Here is a 19,194-nt window from a genome sequence, read left to right as displayed (position 1 = left end):
GGCCACGTGCGGCGGTTCGTGTTACCTTACTGGCTTGGGGGCGTCTGTGCTTTTTCGAGTAAAAGGTGCGTTGCGACGTACCCTGCGGGCGCGCTCTCCATGGAATCACCAAACCATACAAATAACGGAAACTGAACCGTGACGGGACCTGATTTTTCTAAGGCGGAGCTGTTGCCGGTGATCGCTCAAGACGAAGCGACCGGCGATGTGTTGATGTTGGCTTATATGAACGCCGAAGCGTACCAAGAGACGCTCGAGACCGGCCGCGTCTGTTATTTCAGTCGCAGCCGCAATAAACTGTGGCGCAAAGGCGAAGAGAGCGGCAATGTGCAGGAGGTCAAAGCGATTTACTTTGATTGCGATGCCGACACGCTGCTGATCAAGGTCAACCAAATCGGCGGGGCTGCTTGCCACGAAGGTTACCGGAGCTGTTTCTTCCGCCAGGTCACCGATGGGGGTGAAAACTTCCAGACGGTGGGCGAACGCGTTTTTGATCCGAAAGAAGTCTACAAGAAGAATTGACGACACACATGGCTGAACAGATTTTGAAATTGGGCATCCCCGCCGGCAGTTTGAAGGACGCCACGGGTGAGCTATTTAAAAAAGCGGGCTACAACATCAAGTTTTCCTCGCGCTCGTATTATCCCGAAATCGACGACGTGGAGATCGAGTGCCTGTTGATTCGCGCACAGGAAATGGCGCGGTATGTCGAGCAGGGCCTGTTGGACGCGGGCATCACCGGGCACGATTGGGTGGTCGAGAACGACGCCGATGTCACCGAGGTCTGCGAACTGATGTTTTCAAAAGTCAGCCGTCGCCCAGTGCGGTGGGTGCTGTGCGTGCCTGAAGATTCGCCCGTGCAAAAACCGGAGGATTTGGAAGGCAAACGGATTGCGACCGAAGTGGTCGGTTTGACAAAGTCCTTTTTTGCCAAGCACAACACGAACGTGAATGTCGAGTTCTCCTGGGGAGCCACGGAAGTCAAACCGCCCAAGTTAGCCGACGCGATTGTCGAGGTCACCGAGACGGGATCGTCGTTGCGGGCAAACGATCTACGGATCGTCGCGGAGGTGTTGCAAAGCACCACGCGGTTTATTGCCAACAACGACTCGATCGCCGACCCGTGGAAAAAAGGGAAGATTGACAACATCGCCTTGATGCTGCAGTCCTGCCTCGCTGCTGAGGGAAAGGTGGGCTTAATGATGAACGTTTCGCGGGCTGACCTAGAAACGGTATTAAGCACATTGCCGGCGCTGCAAAAACCAACCGTGGCCTCGCTGTCCGATCCGCAATGGGTGGCGGTCTCGACAATTGTGGATGAATCATTTGTCCGCGAAATCGTACCCAAACTGCGCACCGCCGGCGCACAAGGCATCGTAGAGACACCGATCAACAAAATTATCGATTAAGTAAAATGACGCGCAGCGGGAGGGCGAAGTTCCAGCTGAGCCGTTTTTGATGTCATCTACCTCTCCCTTTGGGAGAGGGCCGGGGTGAGGGTTTTTCACAACGGATGACGATCCATGTTCCATCGAAACGGCAGTCTTTCCGCCAAGGTGTATGGCGTTGGGTTAATCCTTTGTCTTTGTATAGAAAGGTGCGTCACGACGCACCCTAATTTCTTAATGCCTATCACTGTATTTAAAATCGGTGGCAGTTTGTTGGAAGTTGCCGGTCTGGCGGAGCGGGTTGAAGGGTTGATTGCGCAGCGTCCGGAAACGACGGCGGTGTTGGCAGTGGGAGGCGGAGGCGTCGCTGACGTCGTACGCCGTTGGGATGCCGTGCACAGCTTGGGAGACGAAGCCGCGCATTGGTTGGCGGTCCGGTCACTCAGCATCAACGAAGGTTTGTTGTGCAATGTGCTACCGCAATGCGTGCCGGTTTCTACTCCTGCGGAGGCCGCAGCTCATGCCAAAGCGGGACAGGTGACCGTCTTAGCCAGTGAGGCATTTTTACGTCACGACGATAATAGTTCCGAGGCTTTACCCCACAACTGGGAAGTGACCAGCGACAGCATTGCCGCCCGGGCAGCAGTCTGTTTCGAAGCGGCAGAACTGGTGTTCGCCAAATCCGTGTCGTTACCCAAAAAACGCGACATTGCCGCCGTACAGTCGCGACGGCTGATCGATAGTCACTTTTATCAATTGGCCAAGAGCATTCCCCGCGTGGGCTGGATCAATCTGCGGCAACAGCAAGAGATTGAGCCTTGGCTCGAATTGGGGAAACCGGTCAGCTCAAAACGTTCCCTCTAAGAAGTCCGCCATCAGCGTCCACCCGGCAGCGTATTGCCTGCCCGAGGCGGCTGCGGTCACCTCGTCATAGGTTTGAGCTTCGCCTTGAGCGACATTTGTTCCCGCGATGGTAAAGGGGACAAAGCCATGGGCGTGTGTCTTGGTGCGGAGGAACGTGGGATGATCGGGCGAGACCAAGATGCGGTAATCACCGGTCGATTTCAAATACTCGTGCACCGGTCCCACGATATGCCGGTCGATTTGTTCCAAGGCTTCGATTTTGGCAGCGACGTCCCCTTCGTGCGAGGCTTCGTCACTGGCTTCAACATGAACAACGACAAAGTCGACCTCTTGAAGTGTCTCGATAGCGGCGCGGCCCTTGGCGGCGTAGTCCGTATCGAGGTAACCGGTGGCGCCTGGGACGTCGACAATTCGCCAATCCAGCAGTCGGCCAATTCCCCGCAACAGGTCGACAGCTGTGATCACAGCAGCCGATTTTCCGTAACGCTCTTGAAATGGTTCGAGCTGCGGCCGGCTGCCTTGGCCCCACAGCCAGACGGAACTGGCCGGCAATTGCCCGGTGGCCGCGCGGGCGCGGTTTTGTTCATCCTCCGCGAAGAGTTGTTCGCTTTGTTGTATGAACTGTTGAAGCGTCTCCGCCCCGGTGCCTGAGGGCAGATGTCCAGCCACGGGACCGTCGGTCAAGTCGTGCGGTGGGTAGGTGGTCGTGGTGGCGTCGAAGGGAGGGGCATCTCCGTGGCCGCGATAAATCAACAGATTGCGATAGCTGACGCCGGTGTGAAATTCCCAATGGTCATCGCCACACGCGTTTTGCATCAAGCTGATTAAATGCGCGCCGAGTGCATTGGGGATTTGTTCAGCCGTGAAGCTGACCATGTTTCCATCTTGAATGGTCACCAAATTGCAGCGGACGGCCCAGTCGTGCGGTCCCAAAACAATTCCCTGAGCGGCCGCCTCCAGCGGCGCGCGGCCGGTGTGGTACTTGAGTGCGTCGTAGCCAAACAGGTTCATCGTGGCGACATCACTACCGGAGGGGAGCGAAGGGGGGACGTTGTCGCTTTGTCCTACGATGCCGGTCTCGGCAATGGCGTTCATATTCGGCGTTGCCGCCGCTTGTAACGGAGTCTGGCCGGAAAGGGAGGGTTGCGCTTCATCGGCGCAGCCATCGGGAATGATCAGGGCGTATTTCATAGAGGCAAGTTTGCAGGCAAGTGTGACTGTTAAAAAAAGGGAAATCGGTGCGTCAGTATAGTGGAAACCCTTGCGCAAACGAATCCCTGTTGTGAATTGTGCCAATCAAGGCACGACATGCACCAACATCAAGTCGTGCCCGCGCGTGGACCAGTTGGTACTGGCGATGAGCACGATTTCGTCCCCCGATGCAATCACAGAGTGGCGGCGGCCCCATTCAGCGACGACTTTCATGATCTTTTGCGGTTGCTGATTCACCACGTCGGTAAGCATCGGCGTCACACCCCAATACAAGCACATGCTCCGTGCGGTCTCGACACGGTCGCTGAGCCCCAGAATGGCAACTTGCCGACGTTGCTTGGAAACAGACATCGCGGTTTTTCCACTGTGTGTGGCAACGACAATCCAGTCTGCGTTGAGTTGCTCAGCCGCTGCACCGGCTCCAGCGGCCACCGCTTCGGTCATGGCCAGCGCCCGGGTCCGGGGCCCGCTCATTCGATCGGCATCGACGCCGGTGCGGACCAGCCGTTCTGCTTCGTGGGCGATGTGGCTCATTGTCGAGACCGCATCAATCGGATATTGCCCGATGGCGGTTTCACCGGAAAGCATCAGAGCATCACTACCGTCCAGAACGGCATTTGCCACATCGGTCGCTTCGGCACGCGTGGGGCGGTTGCTGCGTTCCATACTATCCAGCATCTGCGTGGCGGTAATCACGGGAATGCGGTATTGGTTGCAGAGGTTGATAATTCGTTTTTGAAGGACCGGGACCTGCGCAATGTCGACTTCGACCCCCAAATCACCGCGGGCAACCATCACCGCATCGGTCGCTTCCAGGATTCGATCCAGATCGTCAACCGCTTCCATTTTTTCGATTTTAGCAACGATTTGCGGCTGTGATTTGTCTCCAAAGGCGTTGATTTCGCGTCGCAACAACAAAATGTCCTCGGCACTGCGGACGAAGCTTAACCCGACGAAGTCAATCTCATGCGAGACGGCCCAGGCTAAGTCGCTGTGGTCTTTGGCCGTTAAACTCGGGGTGCTCAAGATTGCACCGGGAAGATTGATGCCCTGTTTGCTGCGGATGACACCGGGCAATTCGACGACACATTCCACCCGTCCTTCTTCAGGATAGCATTCGGTCACAACCATCGAGACGGTTCCATCGGCCATTAGAATCGGATCCCCGACACGGAGATCGTCGACCAATTGCTCGTAGGTGCAGGTCAACCGACGCGGATGATCGGCGTCCGTTTCGCGGGCGAATTCAAAGACTTCGCCTTCGTTGCAATGCATCAAGTCGTCTGGCAATTCATTGAGGCGGATTTTGGGGCCGCACAGGTCGCCCAGAATCCCGATCGGCCGCTGCAGCTCAATTTCGATTTGACGAATTCGTTCGACGATCGTCGCCAGCCAGTTCGCGTCGCCGTGCGCGAAATTTAAGCGAAATAAGTCGACCCCCTCAATTGCCAACTGGCGTATCACCGACAGGTCTTCGCTCGCCGGACCGACAGTGGCGATGATCTTGGTCTTTACGGATCGTTTTTTAATTAAGGGACCGTCAAAAGTCACAAGTGTCTCCCTACATCTAAGGCTTCGAACAGCCGACACCTGAGCATAACCCAGTTGAGCAGTTCTGCAAAGGTGCAGGTTTCGTTCCGTTGCCCGTGGATTCGTTGGTTCCTGCGGAAAGTTTTCATAGCCACAGATTGAACACGGATAAAACACGGATGAAAAAAGTCGTAGGTTGGTTCCCAAACAGTATCCGGGAAAGAAACAAACGATCTGGAAATGACCGATGTCTCAGGTTTTTTCTAAGAAACCGCGCGAATTTGCGAAGGATTTGCCGGTATAACGACAATAGTCTGTTAAATAACCAACCTTCAACAACAAGCTCGCCGGCAGATGGGTTGTGACGAAACCGTTCATCGTGAATCTGTCCTACATCGGGCCGTGTTGGCTGGTGATGAACAGGCGTGGCATGCGCTGTATGATGAGAATTTTGATGCACTTTACCGTTATGTCCAATGGCGCTGCGGGGGGATGTCGTCGCTGGGGGAAGAAACGGTGCAGGAGACCTGGCTTACCGCAGTACGAAGAATTCGCCGTTTTGATCCGCGGCAAGGCACGTTTCAAGCTTGGGTGCGCGGCATCGCCGCCAATCAGTTACGCAATCAATTTCGCCGGCAACGGGCCGGAGCGGGGGGCTCGGGGGAACTGGATTGGGAACAGGCGATCAGTCTGCCTCCTGAAGCGGCTGCCGAGAATCGCGAACAGGCCGAACAAATTGCTGCAGCTCTGGCGGCACTCCCCAATCAATACGAACAAGTCTTACGGGCCAAATACGTCGACGCCCTCCCAGTCGCCGAAATCGCCCACAGCCTCAGTCAAACCCCGAAAGCAATCGAATCGCTGTTAAGCCGAGCCCGCGAGGCATTCCGCCGGGAATGTTTGCAGCGGGAAGATTTGTCACCATGATTTTTTGCTGATATTCGAGCGGTAGTTTACGTGGAGCAGGATTCATGAATCAGGAACATCAAAAACCAACAGCGGCCGAAGACCGTGTGCTCGAATTACGGGCGCGACTTCTGTCACAGACCACCGGTGTGATTCGGCGGCGACGATATTATCGACGGACGGGGATGTTTGCGGCTTGCGTCGGCTGTTATTTGGCTGGTCTGCTAACCGTCTCGCTGATGGCCGATGGCGCTTCGTCTGAAACCGTGCGCGAGGTCGTTGACCATAAAGCGATCGAGCCAAGCGCGGCTGTGCAGGACGACATCATGACGGAGCCTCTCGCGGTTACGGCACCGGTCGTTGCTGTCGAAACAGGCAGTGATGCTGAAATGCAAGATGAGCCTCAGCGACAGCAACGGCCGTCGACTGCGCTGCGGCACAAACCTCGAAAAAAGAAATCGCGGTTCCTCTCCTTGCGGGACTTGGGGGATCAGTATCTGTTGGAACAACAAGATCCGGCGGGGGCGGCGCGGTGTTATCAGATGGCACTGCGATATTCCACTGAAGATGAAGTCAATCAACAATCCGACGAGGGCACGTGGCTGTTCCGTGCCTTGAAACTCGACCACCATTGGGAGACCGACGATGCGCGCAATCAAGGATAACTACTCATTCATCAAGGCACTGGCCGCCGTGTTTTGTTGCACACTGCTGATAACGCAGTCCGGCCTGCTCTTTGGACAAGAGGCGGAAGAGAAGAGCACTCCGTCCACTCCTGCGGCAGACCCAGAGACGAAGGCTGACGAGCCTACGAAGACGAAGGAGTCGACTGACTCAAATCTTAATCTGCGTGGCAAGCGACCGAAGGACGAGGACGGGCGTAATCGTGGACGTGGACGTGGGCGTAGCCGTGGGTTTGGCAGGCAATCGGATGACGACGATGACGACCGGCTTGGGGGAGGCCGGCGGAAAGGTAAGCAATCAAACGACGAAGATGCCAAGGAAAAACCAGAGGACGAAATCCCGCCGCTGGCCGAGATGTTGGCGACCGCGTTGGAAAACAACCCCGACATCGGCGTCGCGGCCAGCCAAGTGACTGCCGCGGCAGCGCAACTCAAGCGGATGCAACTAAACGTCATGCAGCAAGTCATGGAATTGCGAGAGGCGTGGCACACACAAAAGCAGTTGGTCCGTCGCGGCGAGGCCAATGTGCAGATCGCGCGCAATCAGTCGAAACAAGTGCAAGCAATGTACAAAGTAGGCCAAGCGACACCAATCGCACTTGCCGAAGCCGAGAGGCGAGAAAATGAAGCGGAAGTTGCGCTCATCCAGTCCCAAGCCAAATTGGCCGAAATTAAAGCGAAAATCCCCTACGTGTTGGGGACACAGAAACCGGTCGCGGCAAGAGGGACTGTGGGAATGTCGATGCGCGGCAAGGGATCGGGCTCAAAAAACTCAACCGTCGTTGCGGCAATGCCGGATGACGTTTTATTAGCCCTAAATAATGTGCGAGTGATACCCCTGAAAAGCAACGTCCGGGCCGGTGCCCGTGAGTCTGCAGCGTTAGGCAGGTTAAAGCACGCACTGGATGATCAGACCCAGGTCGATGTCGAGTTTGTTTCTGTCGAAGACCTGGTCGAATTCCTGAATACGCTACACGACGTTCAGATCATCGTTGATGCGACCACCTTCCAAAAAATCAAGGCTGAAAACCAGGATTGGAAGAACGAATATACCGTTAAGGCTAGCAACATTTCGCTGGGTGCGGTCTTACAACTCATTATGGATTTGTACCCTGACCTTACCTTTGTCGTGCGAGATTATGGGATCTTCGTGACCGCAAAAGGCCAGGAGCCGGAAGGAGCGATTCCCCTTCAGGAATTCTGGAAACGAAAGACCGGCGCCTCAGCAACTCGCCGATCTTATACCTCGCCTGGACCATGGAGTTACGGCACGCCGAAAGCCAAAAAACCTAACGCGCCAAAACAAAAGGGTGAGACGAGACGTTAGGTCGTACCCTGCGGGGGATGCGGATGGGCGCTCGCGGCCGCATCCAACACCGCATGGCCGCCTTGGACCAAACGGCGAGTCATCCAGATTTCTAAGCACAACAGTGCGAATACTAGCACGACTAACATCTGCCACAGTTCGGTCCGGGAATCGTCGGTGAGTAATTGTGCTTCCAAGTCATCCGGAGAATCAACAAACGTGATTCGCCCGTCGGCGGAAAGCTCTTCGATCTCTGTCACCGAGAGCGGCGTGAGGTCGCGTTCACCGCGATCAAAATTCACCACAAACCTTGTCGCCACGGACGAACGCGTGCCGCCGCGATTACGGCGGGGTTGCTCCAGCTCATAAACGCCCGGTGCAGATGTGTCGTCAAACCGGACCAACGGCGGTTCGCCCCCAATCTCGGGCGTTGCCGTCGTGCCGTCGGGTCGATTCACGCGAATTTCCGCTTCCGCTGCCTCGTCAATCAATGGCTGCAACAACGGCTCACCGACATTGACGTTGAGGGGAAATTCCTCTGCTGCCGCCAAATAAAACAGCATTTCATGTAACAAAGCGACATACACGGACTTCGTGGGCAAAGTACTGCCGTCGGCATCCAACGGCGTGCTCAGCAGCATCACGCGTCCGCGACCGACCGGAGAAGACACCAACAGCGGATCCCCCGACACCAACCGCGCCGGCACGTTGGCCTGTTCGTGCGGAGTCATTTCCCAGTACCCGGTGAAACGAGCAGTCGCCAGTTCGTCGATGTCGGCGGCACCAATCTGCCAGGGGAGTTGCAACTGCCCCACATCAACGTTCGCTGCCTCTTCGGGTTCGACGAACGCAGTCAAATCCCCCGGCAGCAAATCGCTCAGCAGGGTGCGATAATTCTCCGACTGCACCAGTTGCCCCGGCGCAACCAACAACCCGCCCCCGGCTTCAACAAATTGCCGCAACATCTCCGCTTGTTCCGCCGACAAGGTCGCCACGTTGGCCAACACAATCACATCTGCTCGGTCGATCACTGAGAGATTCAGGTTCTGTGACGTGACGAAACGGCTGTCGATGAAAGGCGAGTGTTCCGCATCGCTCCGCAGCGCTGCTTCGGCGAAGAACGTTTCGCTGCGCGTTGGGTCGAGATGCGGAGTGCCGTCGACCAGGATGACTCTCAGCGGTTGTGTTACGGCAATCGCGACATCGGCGCGATTGTCTCCCGGAACATCGTCGTCGTCCAACACCACACTGAGCACGTGCGACCCGGCTGTGGAGAAGCGGTGTTCGAACTCCACGCGGAATTCCCCACCCGATTCCAACAGCGGCGACTTAATGGTTGCATCGCCCAACCGTTGCCCGTCGACCTCGAAATAAAGATTACATTCGCCCGGTCCGACTTCGCTCGTATAACGCAGTGTCGTCGAAACACGCACGGGAAATCCAACCGGCGCCCTCGCTCGAGAGGCATCCAGGCGATCCAGAATGAAATTACTGGGCGTGTCGGCTGCTTGAAAATTGACCACCCAGAGTTGCGGTTGCACGGCAGGTTGGCCGCGCAGCTCATCAATCACCTGCCACTGCGCCGCATCGGTGGGATGCCAACTGCGGGCTTGTCCATCCGTCATAACAACCACGTCGCGACGCACATGGCTTGTCGTCCCCAGGATCTGCAAAGCGTCGGCGACCGCGGCGGCTAGGTTCGACGCACCCGCCGGTGGGGGAAGTGCGTCGATCCAGGTTCGTAATTGGTTAGCATCACGGAGCGGGCCATCGCCAACGAAGCGTGTCTGATCGCGCGCGTCCAATAAAGCAAACGTATCCCCCGGCCGCGCGTGGTTGAGAATCTTATGCATGACAGCCCGCGCCTGATTGTGAGGCGTGGTCTCCCCGTCGGACCGCCCCATGCTATAGGAGCCATCCATAACAAATACCGTGTCGCGGTTGTCGGTCGAGACGAAGTTTGCGAAGAATCCTCTCGAGATGGTCGGCCGCGCGATCGCCAAGGCCAACAGTCCCACAATCGCCATCCGCAATAACAGCAGTAGCAATTCCTCAATACGGACCCGCCGCCGTCGCCGTTTACCCAGGTCCAAAAACTGCATCGCTCCCCACTGGACCACGTCAAACCGCTTTTTGCTGAGCAAATGCGCGATAATCGGCAGCGCCAGGGCGGCCAGACCAAACAGCAAGACGGGATTTAAGAATTCGAGGGACATTGCATGCTAAGTACGGGGGGGCTCAAAGGGTGTCCCGCCAATCATCGGGAAACCTGCGCGCAACGTCAACGCGTGGATGGCCGGATTGGCAAAATCTTTGCGTTGCCTGTGCGGCTTTGATAGGCTGCACCTTGTGCGCCATTGTCGCTTGCCACTTATTCTGCTTGAGGCGTGAAATGACCTCCGTATATCGCTTTTTGTTTGCAGTGTTGCTGATTGGTTTCGTCGTCAGCGGACGCTCCCTGCGAGCTGACGTCTTCACCTATCTCGATCGCGATGGCCAGCAAGTCGTCCTCGAAGCCAAGCTGATTCGCACCGTCCGCGCGACGCATCTTGTGGCTCTTCCCGATGGCGAGTACCGACTGATTCCCGAAGCAGCGGTGACCAAGCACGAGGTCAAACCGGGCCCCGCTCCCCTCACACATGACGAAGCAGCTGTGAAATTAGAGGATCGATTCGGCAGCGCGCGGTTTCGTAGCTACGTCGAGGAGCCATTTGTGGTCGGCTTGGTGCTATCAGACGAACTGCCGAAGTCCTCGGAAATCCGCGTACGGAATTTTCTCCGCAAAACGGCCCGGTTTATGGATAAGGTCTCGGGCAGTTTTAAGCGGTTTCTCGTTGAGTTGCGGGTGCCGGTCAAGGAACCGGACTATCCGCTCGTGGTGCTTATTTTTGAGTCGGATAACGACTTTGACAAATACATGGCCGAGACGACGCAAACTGAAGCCTTGCAGGCCAAAAACGTCGCCGGTTTTTATTCGGGACTGACCAACTTCTTGGCGATTCGCTTAAAAACCTGTAGCACGTTTGAAGTCCCCTTGCACGAAGCGATTCACCAGCAGGTGTACAATCGCAACTTTTTCCAACGTCTGGCACCGGTTCCGCATTGGTTCGATGAAGGAATCGCCACCGGTTTCGAAGCCAACGCCGGGCGAATTACGATTGGCCCCACAAAGATCAGTCGCCGGTATGCCCAGCAGGCACTGGCCGGCAGCCAACTCTCCTGGAAGTCGATGCTCAACGACGACAAGGTGTTTCAAGGAAACGTGCTGGTCGGAGAAGCGTATGGACACGCCTGGAGTCTGCATTGGTTGTTGGTCACCAAATACAAAGGCGAGTATCTGAAATACGTCAAGCTGCTCGCGGAAAAAGAACCGCTAGAACAAGAACCAGAGGGCCGCCGTGATACCGACCTACGCGAGACCTTCGGGCAGGATATTTCCGAGCTGCAGAAAACCTTCAAACAGCAACTCAAAGTCGGCCTCAAACGTCAAAAGGTGTCGCTCGCCGATAAGCGGGTTGCTGGGAAATCGATCACCGAGGATGGCATGGCGCAGGTGGTCCTGAGCGCGATTAATTATGTCGACCAAGGGGGCCAACTCGAAGTTGGTGGGCAATTGACAAACATTTGCCCGTTCCGTGAACTCGCATTTTATGTCACTGTCGAAACCGACGCGGGCATGTATGCCGACTGGTACTTCCCCAATGTGCGGATCATGAAAAAAGCGATGCTCAAAAAGCAATATGTAACCAAGGTCATGCAAGGGGGTACGCGCTCTGCCTCAAATTCATTCCACGTCCGCGTGCGGTCTGCACCCCCGGACAGTCCGGATGCCGAAAAATGGGCGGCCGGCCAATTCCCCGTGCCCGTCTTGGGCAACCGCTAACGCCCCCAGGAAATCACGCTTGACGCCTGCCCGGCAATAGTCGAACCTGGACGAATGGCGAGTAGTCTGCATATTTTCGCCGACGAAACACCCCACCGAACGTCACGCATTATCCACAAAGGCCGCCATGTTCAACCTCGGCAGACAGAGCGCTCAGCACTGCGGAGGCATCTCCCGTCGCGAACTCTTGCGCGCCGGTTCGTTAGCCGCGTTGGGGCTGTCGTTGGGCGATCTGTTGCGACTCGAAGCCACAGCCGCGCTGCGACCCAACGCCCCTGCTAAATCGGTGATCCTCCTCTGGCTGTGGGGCGGGCCAAGCCATCTCGACACGTTCGACCTCAAACCGAACGCTCCGTTGGAGTACCGCGGACCTTACAGCCCAATCGCAACCAATGTGCCCGGTATCGATATTTGCGAAATGTTGCCACAACTCGCCCGCCGTGCGGATAAATACGCGATTGTCCGCTCGTTGCACTGCGAATCCAACGACCACGGAATCGCCGGCACGATTGGATTGACTGGTGCACAGAGCGGCGCTATCAGCCTCAGCGGACAAACCATGCCGGGCGACCTCAAACCGGCACACGGGGCGGTGATTTCCAAACTACTGGGCTTCCAGCCTACCATGCCTCGTTTCGTCACGCTCGGAGGCCACCTGCACCAAGGGCATCGTCGCATTGCCGGCGAAGGGGGCGGACCGCTCGGCACTTTGCACGATCCGTTTCGGCTCGACTACGATCCCGAAGCGGGTGTCAAAATCCCCCAGCTTGATTTGATTGACGGCCTGACGCCCGACGGACTTTCCTCACGCCGCGGTCTGCTCAAAGCGTTTGACGAACAAACCCGCCGCGTAGAAAACTCTGCCGAAATTACACAGTTGGACAGCTTCTATCAACAGGCCTTTTCGCTGCTTACCTCGCCTGACGCCCGCAAGGTCTTTGATCTGAATCGTGAATCGGATGCACTGCGGACACAATATGGCCGCTTCCGCTTCGGGCAATGTTGTCTGCTCTCGCGGCGGTTGATTGAGCAGGGGGCTCGATTCGTGCAAGTCAATTGGTCTTCGCACGTCGAACCGGTTGAAGACCGAGGCGATGGCGGATGGGATATGCACGACCGCAACTTCATACAATTTCAAGAACGCCACGCCTGGATGCTCGACCAATCGCTTTCCACACTTTTGGACGACCTCGATCAGCGGGGGATGCTCCGCGACACGATTGTGGTCGCCCTGGGAGAGTTTGGCCGCACGCCCAAGATCAATCACAAAGCGGGCCGTGATCATTGGCACCAGTGCTACTCCGCTTTAGTCGCTGGCGGTGGAATTCGTGGTGGCAATGTTGTGGGATCCAGTGACAAACACGCCGAACACCCCCTCAGCAATGCCGTCACCCCCGCTGATCTATTCACAACCGTCCTGGACCAAATGGGCATCGGTACAACGCAACTCACCACGACCGGCTTAGCGCCGCTCGGAACGCCAATTGAGGAATTGGTGTAAGAGAACTGGCCGGTGGCCAGAAAAATTAGGACGTGCCCAGTATGGCGCCTCGCCTACTTAGCTGCGGACGGTTTGAAGGACGTACGTGTATGCAAATCTACGCTCGAAAATTCTTGTGCCGCACTGGCGTGTTGATTCTATGCACTCTCTTCGCCTCAACCCTCACTGCCGCTGAGCCGGCCGTTGAACGTCTCACGCATGACGGTCTGTTCAAACAGCGCCCCGTCTGGTCGCCGGACGGCCATTGGCTCTGTTTCGCGCGGCACAAAGGATCGACGATTTATCTGTATCTGCGATCGGCCGACGGCAAAACCGAAAAACGGCTCACCGACCGCACCGATCCGGAATACGATGCCCACTTCTCCCCCGATGGCAAGCGGCTGGTCTTCGCCTTCGATAAAACCTCTCCCGGCCAGGGAGACCTGGAGGTCTATTCGATTGGTATCGACGGCAAAAACCTACAACCGGTCGCCGTCAACGACACGCTTTCACACGAGGAATACCCGAGTTGGTCCCCCGACGGAAAATGGATCACGTTTTCCTCCACCCGCGACGGCAACCAGGAACTCTACATCGTCCGCCCCGACGGCAAAGAGATGCAGCGGCTGACGAACAACGCCGCCCTCGACGAACACCCGGCCTGGTCCCCCGACGGCAAAAAAATTGCCTTCGCCACCAACCGCTGGGGCGATTTCGAGTTAGCGACTTGCGACCTGGCCACCAAAACCATCACCCGCCTGACCGAAAGCCGCGGCCTGGACAACTACCCCGCCTGGTCCGCCGACGGCAAAACCATCGCCTTCACCAGCAACCGCACCGGGGATTTCGAAATCTTCACGATCAACGCCGACGGCACCTCGCCGCACAACATCTCGCAGCAACGCGGGATCGATAATTTCCCCAGTTGGGGCCCGGACGGGCGGTTGACGTGGGTATCGAATCGCGGGGGCGGGTTTGATGTTTACCGGACGGTGGGGGTGGTGGAGTAGGCGCCGATGGTTGAGTTAATACACGGAGCTTACGGTGTCACGATCGCTGAGGATCGAGAATACACCTATGGGTCTGCGGACAACGTTAATACATACCGATTGGAATATGTGCTCAATGATATGTGGCGCGCCGATTGGCATTCACGATGCGCCATTCGTGTGGCAGATAATTTTGGAGAAGTCGCATCCTGCATTCTGCTCGCAAGTGGATATTGGACGGACATTCTTGAGCACTCGGTGATCTTGCATGATGATTCGTGTATTGTCGTTGTCGGCCCCTGCGTAGCTTCGGTATCTTTGCCTAATCTTCGATTGCAATGGTCGACCATCGTCGACGAGTTTAAGTGCAAAGAAATCCTCGCTGCTGCAAATGGCAGAAACATTATCACGCGCGGCAGCAATCGAATTGCGTGTTTGACGTACATGGGTGAGATGGTGTGGGAACTCAAAGGAGGTTATCAGTTTTCAAATAACTTTCAGATACGAAGTAACCACTTGGAGATCATCGGTTGGGATGATGTACCACGGTTGTTTGACATTTCTACAGGCCAGGAAATCTCCCGATGACACACGGGTGGCCCGGCCAGCATTGGCCGGGTCGCGTAGCGACAAGATGGTGCGCCATGTGTGTTCGATGATTCAAAGGCTACCCTGCAGTTATGAGTATATCTGAAATGCATAGTCACATTGATGCTTTCCCGGATAAGCAATGCGGGGCCGGAGCGAATGATGATGACATCGCTTCTGCGGAAACTGCACTGGGTATCCAGTTTCCAGAGAGCTATCGGAGCTTTTTACGGAAGGTTGGGTGGGGGGAGTTTTCTTATGAGCTATTATACGGTCTCGGCATGGACACTCCAGATCCCCTTGGGCTTGTCAGAAATACACTGTCGGAACGCCATGAAGCGTCACCACCGTTGCCTTTACACTTTCTTCCGGTCATGAATGACGGTGCAGGCAATAACTACTGCTTGGATACGTCAAGGTTGGTAAGCGGCGAGTGTCCGGTTGTATTCTGGGATCATGAACAAGGGAACAATCAGACACCAGACGTCGAGGCTGAGTCGTTTGACCTTTGGCTCATTGAACTGTTGGAGGAACTCTTGCAAGGCTGAATGCTACACAGGGGTGGCCCGGCCAGGATTGGCCAGGTTGCGTAGCGAAAAAATGGTGCGTCATGTGCGATCAACTTGCCGAGTATCGCACACAGCGCCGCGTCTTGTGCCTGCCGCACGCCGATTGCTTCGCAATCCCCTCACCCGACACAATGGATCATGAGACCCACGACGATAATCGGCCGGATATATCACGCTACAGGAGTCCACCAGTCATGGGCTATCGCACTGTTCTGGCGATACTGTTTGCCATTTTGATTCTCGGGCCAGATCCCACTCAAGCTGCGGGCATGAGTGATTACTGGCTTGAAATCTCGCCCGGTTACAATATCGTGCGAGCCAATGGGTTTGACATTGGCCTGGGAGACGCAGAAGGATTTGATATCTATTCGCCAGATCGTGGCGGCCTATCTGGGCCGGTCTCTGGTTATATTGTCGCTCCCCGTCACATCTTTCTTCGAACGACCGGACAAAAAGCACGTAACAAGTTTCCAGGTGATGATTTCGCACTGGCTGATCCATCTGTTGAATATTTCTTCGTCGTGGATCGTTCAGACAATGCTTTACGCGGCCCGTTAACGCTCGATGAATTCAACGCCGACCCGAATGTTGCATCGCTTTCAAGCGTCGATTGGAAAATTCCAGCGAACCCCTATTCTGGGAGAATGTTTTGGTTGTTTTGTGTGATCATGTTCTTATATCTGGCATTGCCAATAATATTTGTCATTTCGATCGTCTTGGTGATTTTCAAAATAACACGCATGTCTTTTGCCAAAAGCACGGCCAATCAAGAATCCGAATCTGGCGAATAGTAGTTTGAATCGCCCGACAACCCCATCTGTGTGCAATCCGTCTTCCATCCGTGACTAAATAACCCCGTCCTTCCCCCGTGCCCTCCGTGTCTCCGTGGTGAACCTAACAGTCTCACCACGCACCCTTGCCACGCGCGAGGCATTCTGCGACGATTTCGGGCATCGCATAAAATCGTCCGCCGCATTCTCTAGATTCGTCAAAGATCGTCGTGTCCACCACAGCTCTGCCGCCTGTTCAATCGGGCAATATCGCCGCTAAAGTCTCCGCCATTGCCCACCGTTATCCGCATCAGCGGGCGGTGGTGTTTCCCGCAGGGCGTGATGCGCAGGGGCGGGTGTTGTACTCGCATTTGACGTTCGCGCAACTCGAACAGGAAACCGATCGCTTGGCGCGGGGGCTGATCGAAATGGGGGTGCAGCCTGGGCACCGCATGGTGCTGTTCGTCCCTCCCAGTTTGGAATTCATCGCACTTACCTTTGCCCTGTTCAAAGCCGGGGCGGTGGGGGTGTTGATCGACCCCGGGATGGGGATCAAAAACGTCTTTCGCTGCTTGAACCAGGTCGACCCTGACGGTTTCATCGCCGTGTCGCTGGCGCAGGCGGCGCGCAAGCTGTTTTCGTCGAAAGTCCCGAATGCGCGATTCAACGTCACCGTCGGCAAGCGTTGGTTTTGGGGCGGAGCGAATTATAGCGATTTGTTAGGCGGCCCGTGGACACCCCTCGATGCGCAGGACACAAAATCGACCGACCCAGCGGCGATCATTTTTACCTCCGGCAGCACCGGCCCGGCCAAGGGGGTGTTGTACGAACATGGTATGTTCGCCGCGCAGGTCGACGACATTCGCGATTTTTACGATATCCAACCAGGCGAAATCGACCTGCCGGGTTTTCCGCTGTTCGCGCTGTTCAACTCGGCGATGGGTGTGACAACGGTGATTCCCGACATGGACCCCTCACGTCCGGCACAAGTTGATCCCCAGAAAATTATCGAAGCAATCAACGACCAAGGCATCACACAGGCGTTTGGCTCGCCGGCAATTTGGAATGCTGTCAGCCGGCATTGCGTGGAGCAGGGGGTGCAGTTTCCCACGCTCAAACGCGTCCTCTCCGCCGGTGCCCCGGTGCCGATTCCGGTGATTGAACGAATGCACAAAGTCTTCACGTCCGACGATGCGGACATTCATACTCCCTATGGCGCGACGGAATCATTGCCGGTCGCATCGATTTCCGGCCGGCAGGTCCTGGCCGAGACAGCTGAGCAAACGCGCAGTGGTGGCGGGACGTGTGTGGGAGAATTGTTTCCCGGCATCACGGTGCGGGTGATTGAGATTAACTACGATCCAATTCCGTCCTATGCCGACGTACAAGAACTGCCCACAGGCGAGATCGGCGAGATCATCGTGCAAGGCTCAGTGGCGACGCGGGAGTATTTTCAGCGACCCGACGGCACACTGGCGGCGAAGATTCCTGATGGCGAGTCGTTCTGGCATCGTATGGGCGACGTCGGGTATTTTGATGAACGAGGGCGGTTGTGGTTTTGCGGCCGCAAAGCGCACATCGTCGAAACGCCGTCCGGGCGTATGTTTTCCGTCCGTTGCGAAGCGATCTTCAACGAACACCCGCGCGTTTTTCGCTCCGCACTGGTCGGCGTGGGCGAACGTCCACAACAAAAACCGGTGATTATCATCGAACCCGAAGCGGGAGCGTATCCGGAAGACGAACCGGCGCGAAAAAAATTCACAGCGGAATTGGCCGAGCGCGCCGCTGGGAATCCGCTGACTGAATCGATCGAAACGATCCTGTTTCACCGCGCACTGCCCGTCGATGTGCGGCACAACGTAAAGATTTCGCGAGAAAAACTCAGCGTCTGGGCGACACAACAATTGCGGGCGACATCATGAAGGCACTGGTCACCGGCGGCGGAGGTTTTCTCGGCCTGTACATCACAGAGCAACTCGTTGCCCGGGGGGAAGACGTGCGTGTCTTCTGTCGCGGCGACTATCCACGACTGGGCGAGTTGGGCGTCGAGGTTCAGCGCGGAGATGTTCGCGATTCCGCAGCAGTCGCCGCCGCTTGTGCGGGAATGGATGTTGTGTTTCACACCGCCGCCATTCCGGGCGTGTGGGGACCGTGGCCGCAGTATTACGAAATCAACACTCTCGGCACCGAACATGTCATAGCCGGCTGTCAACAACACGGCGTGCCCAAGCTGGTTTACACCAGTTCGCCCAGCGTGGTTTTTGGCAGCACGTCGCACGAAGACGCCGATGAATCGTTGCCGTACCCGTCAGAATACGCTTGCCATTATCCGCACACAAAGGCACTCGCCGAACAAGCGGTCTTAGCCGCCAATGGTCAGCGGGGGTTGGCGACCTGCGCGCTGCGACCGCATCTCATATGGGGACCGCGCGATAATCATCTTATTCCAAGATTGATCCAACGCGCACGCTCCGGCCGATTGCGGCGCGTGGGAGACGGGAGCAACCTCGTCTCGATGACCTATGTCGAAAACACAGCGCATGCGCACCTGCAAGCGGCCGATGCGCTCAATGCAGACTCCGCCGTCGCCGGGCAGGCGTATTTCATCAACGAGCCGGAGCCCGTGAATTTGTGGCAATGGATCGATCAATTGCTGGCACTGGTGGACCTGCCGCCGGTGAAACGCTCGGTTTCCACGAAAACGGCCCTGCGTATCGGCGGCGCTTTGGAAACGGTCTATCGCCTCCTGCACTTGCCGGGCGAGCCGCCGATGACGCGGTTTTTAGCGGCGCAGTTGAGCTGTTCGCACTACTATTCCGTCGAAAAATCCCGCCGGGACTTCGGCTATGCACCGCAGGTGACCTTTCCTGAAGCCATGCAGCGGCTGCAACGCGATTTGGCCGCCGGCGCGTAGGCAACCTGCTATCGATTCAAGATAGCGACGAGCAGGAATCCGCCCTTTTGCCAGATGCGTCATGCGCATACAATCCCGCCCGCTAATGCGGCGGAAGTGCGCCATTCGTCGC

At 56.4% G+C, this 19,194-nt stretch carries 17 protein-coding genes; 14 read left to right on the top strand and 3 right to left on the bottom strand.

The features are described 5' to 3' along the window. Window positions 1–138: 138 nt before the first annotated feature. From hisI to CA54_RS24075, 3 genes are all read left to right on the top strand, one after another. Complete coding sequence (gene hisI / locus CA54_RS24085) at window positions 139–522, top strand: phosphoribosyl-AMP cyclohydrolase (protein ID WP_146373564.1); 384 nt, start codon at window positions 139–141, stop codon at window positions 520–522. Window positions 523–530: 8 nt separating this feature from the next. Then, the gene (gene hisG, locus CA54_RS24080; protein ID WP_146373563.1) at window positions 531–1,409 is read left to right on the top strand and encodes an ATP phosphoribosyltransferase; all 879 of its coding nucleotides are present in this window, start codon (window positions 531–533) and stop codon (window positions 1,407–1,409) included. 216 nt (window positions 1,410–1,625) lie between these two features. After that, window positions 1,626–2,252 carry a hypothetical protein gene (locus tag CA54_RS24075; protein WP_146373562.1) on the top strand — a complete coding sequence of 209 codons (627 nt, stop codon included), beginning with the start codon at window positions 1,626–1,628 and terminating at the stop codon, window positions 2,250–2,252. On the opposite strand, the gene CA54_RS24070 is transcribed toward CA54_RS24075, so the two are convergent. Beyond that, window positions 2,235–3,443, bottom strand: coding sequence for a cofactor-independent phosphoglycerate mutase (locus CA54_RS24070; protein WP_146373561.1), 1,209 nt, complete (start codon window positions 3,441–3,443; stop codon window positions 2,235–2,237). The two genes, CA54_RS24075 and CA54_RS24070, sit on opposite strands and share 18 nt — an antisense overlap. A 105-nt stretch (window positions 3,444–3,548) precedes the next feature. Further along, window positions 3,549–5,015 (bottom strand): pyruvate kinase, encoded by a 1,467-nt coding sequence (gene pyk, locus CA54_RS24065; protein ID WP_146373560.1) that lies wholly within the window; start codon window positions 5,013–5,015, stop codon window positions 3,549–3,551. Window positions 5,016–5,348: 333 nt separating this feature from the next. Here pyk and CA54_RS24060 point away from each other — a divergent pair, with 333 nt between their 5' ends. The 3 genes from CA54_RS24060 (at window position 5,349) to CA54_RS24050 (ending at window position 7,910) form a co-directional block, all read left to right on the top strand. Further along, a complete protein-coding gene (locus tag CA54_RS24060; protein WP_146373559.1) occupies window positions 5,349–5,921 on the top strand; it encodes an RNA polymerase sigma factor in 573 nt (190 codons plus the stop codon). A gap of 44 nt (window positions 5,922–5,965) precedes the next feature. Then, the gene (locus CA54_RS24055; protein ID WP_146373558.1) at window positions 5,966–6,565 is read left to right on the top strand and encodes a hypothetical protein; all 600 of its coding nucleotides are present in this window, start codon (window positions 5,966–5,968) and stop codon (window positions 6,563–6,565) included. Window positions 6,566–6,953: 388 nt separating this feature from the next. Beyond that, on the top strand, window positions 6,954–7,910 hold the full coding sequence (locus CA54_RS24050) for a TolC family protein (RefSeq protein ID WP_231963182.1): 957 nt from the start codon (window positions 6,954–6,956) through the stop codon (window positions 7,908–7,910). Here CA54_RS24050 and CA54_RS24045 read toward each other — a convergent pair. Then, window positions 7,907–10,105, bottom strand: a complete 2,199-nt coding sequence (locus CA54_RS24045) for a BatA domain-containing protein (protein ID WP_146373556.1) — start codon at window positions 10,103–10,105, stop codon at window positions 7,907–7,909. The genes CA54_RS24050 and CA54_RS24045 overlap by 4 nt on opposite strands. 176 nt (window positions 10,106–10,281) lie before the next feature. Here CA54_RS24045 and CA54_RS24040 point away from each other — a divergent pair, with 176 nt between their 5' ends. From CA54_RS24040 to CA54_RS24005, 8 genes are all read left to right on the top strand, one after another. Next, window positions 10,282–11,772 (top strand): DUF1570 domain-containing protein, encoded by a 1,491-nt coding sequence (locus CA54_RS24040; RefSeq protein ID WP_146373555.1) that lies wholly within the window; start codon window positions 10,282–10,284, stop codon window positions 11,770–11,772. A gap of 127 nt (window positions 11,773–11,899) precedes the next feature. Next, complete coding sequence (locus tag CA54_RS24035; protein ID WP_146373554.1) at window positions 11,900–13,273, top strand: DUF1501 domain-containing protein; 1,374 nt, start codon at window positions 11,900–11,902, stop codon at window positions 13,271–13,273. A gap of 89 nt (window positions 13,274–13,362) precedes the next feature. Beyond that, the gene (locus tag CA54_RS24030) at window positions 13,363–14,262 is read left to right on the top strand and encodes a TolB family protein (RefSeq protein ID WP_197532785.1); all 900 of its coding nucleotides are present in this window, start codon (window positions 13,363–13,365) and stop codon (window positions 14,260–14,262) included. A gap of 6 nt (window positions 14,263–14,268) precedes the next feature. Then, complete coding sequence (locus CA54_RS24025; RefSeq protein WP_146373552.1) at window positions 14,269–14,829, top strand: hypothetical protein; 561 nt, start codon at window positions 14,269–14,271, stop codon at window positions 14,827–14,829. 92 nt (window positions 14,830–14,921) lie between these two features. Beyond that, window positions 14,922–15,377, top strand: coding sequence for an SMI1/KNR4 family protein (locus CA54_RS24020; RefSeq protein ID WP_146373551.1), 456 nt, complete (start codon window positions 14,922–14,924; stop codon window positions 15,375–15,377). A 215-nt stretch (window positions 15,378–15,592) separates the two neighbouring features. Further along, window positions 15,593–16,189, top strand: a complete 597-nt coding sequence (locus CA54_RS24015; RefSeq protein WP_146373550.1) for a hypothetical protein — start codon at window positions 15,593–15,595, stop codon at window positions 16,187–16,189. Between the two features lie 209 nt (window positions 16,190–16,398). Beyond that, window positions 16,399–18,090: a fatty acid CoA ligase family protein gene (locus CA54_RS24010; protein ID WP_231963181.1), complete on the top strand. Its 1,692-nt coding sequence runs from the start codon at window positions 16,399–16,401 to the stop codon at window positions 18,088–18,090. Next, window positions 18,087–19,082 carry an NAD-dependent epimerase/dehydratase family protein gene (locus CA54_RS24005; protein WP_146373549.1) on the top strand — a complete coding sequence of 332 codons (996 nt, stop codon included), beginning with the start codon at window positions 18,087–18,089 and terminating at the stop codon, window positions 19,080–19,082. Before CA54_RS24010 ends, CA54_RS24005 begins: the two co-directional genes overlap by 4 nt. Window positions 19,083–19,194: the final 112 nt, after the last annotated feature.

The sequence above is a fragment of the Symmachiella macrocystis genome, assembly GCF_007860075.1.
Taxonomy (GTDB): domain Bacteria; phylum Planctomycetota; class Planctomycetia; order Planctomycetales; family Planctomycetaceae; genus Symmachiella; species Symmachiella macrocystis.
This window is presented reverse-complemented; position numbering and strand designations above follow the sequence as displayed.

Excerpts from the sequence above, each read along its gene's own strand:
- CA54_RS24055 (WP_146373558.1), top strand. The coding sequence starts at position 5,966 with ATGAATCAGGAACATCAAAAACCAACAGCGGCCGAAGACCGTGTGCTC.
- CA54_RS24075 (WP_146373562.1), top strand. The coding sequence starts at position 1,626 with ATGCCTATCACTGTATTTAAAATCGGTGGCAGTTTGTTGGAAGTTGCC.
- CA54_RS24025 (WP_146373552.1), top strand. The coding sequence starts at position 14,269 with ATGGTTGAGTTAATACACGGAGCTTACGGTGTCACGATCGCTGAGGAT.
- CA54_RS24015 (WP_146373550.1), top strand. The coding sequence starts at position 15,593 with ATGGGCTATCGCACTGTTCTGGCGATACTGTTTGCCATTTTGATTCTC.
- CA54_RS24030 (WP_197532785.1), top strand. The coding sequence starts at position 13,363 with ATGCAAATCTACGCTCGAAAATTCTTGTGCCGCACTGGCGTGTTGATT.
- CA54_RS24045 (WP_146373556.1), bottom strand. The coding sequence starts at position 10,105 with ATGTCCCTCGAATTCTTAAATCCCGTCTTGCTGTTTGGTCTGGCCGCC.
- CA54_RS24020 (WP_146373551.1), top strand. The coding sequence starts at position 14,922 with ATGAGTATATCTGAAATGCATAGTCACATTGATGCTTTCCCGGATAAG.
- hisG (WP_146373563.1), top strand. The coding sequence starts at position 531 with ATGGCTGAACAGATTTTGAAATTGGGCATCCCCGCCGGCAGTTTGAAG.
- CA54_RS24005 (WP_146373549.1), top strand. The coding sequence starts at position 18,087 with ATGAAGGCACTGGTCACCGGCGGCGGAGGTTTTCTCGGCCTGTACATC.
- CA54_RS24070 (WP_146373561.1), bottom strand. The coding sequence starts at position 3,443 with ATGAAATACGCCCTGATCATTCCCGATGGCTGCGCCGATGAAGCGCAA.
- CA54_RS24060 (WP_146373559.1), top strand. The coding sequence starts at position 5,349 with ATGGGTTGTGACGAAACCGTTCATCGTGAATCTGTCCTACATCGGGCC.
- CA54_RS24035 (WP_146373554.1), top strand. The coding sequence starts at position 11,900 with ATGTTCAACCTCGGCAGACAGAGCGCTCAGCACTGCGGAGGCATCTCC.
- CA54_RS24040 (WP_146373555.1), top strand. The coding sequence starts at position 10,282 with ATGACCTCCGTATATCGCTTTTTGTTTGCAGTGTTGCTGATTGGTTTC.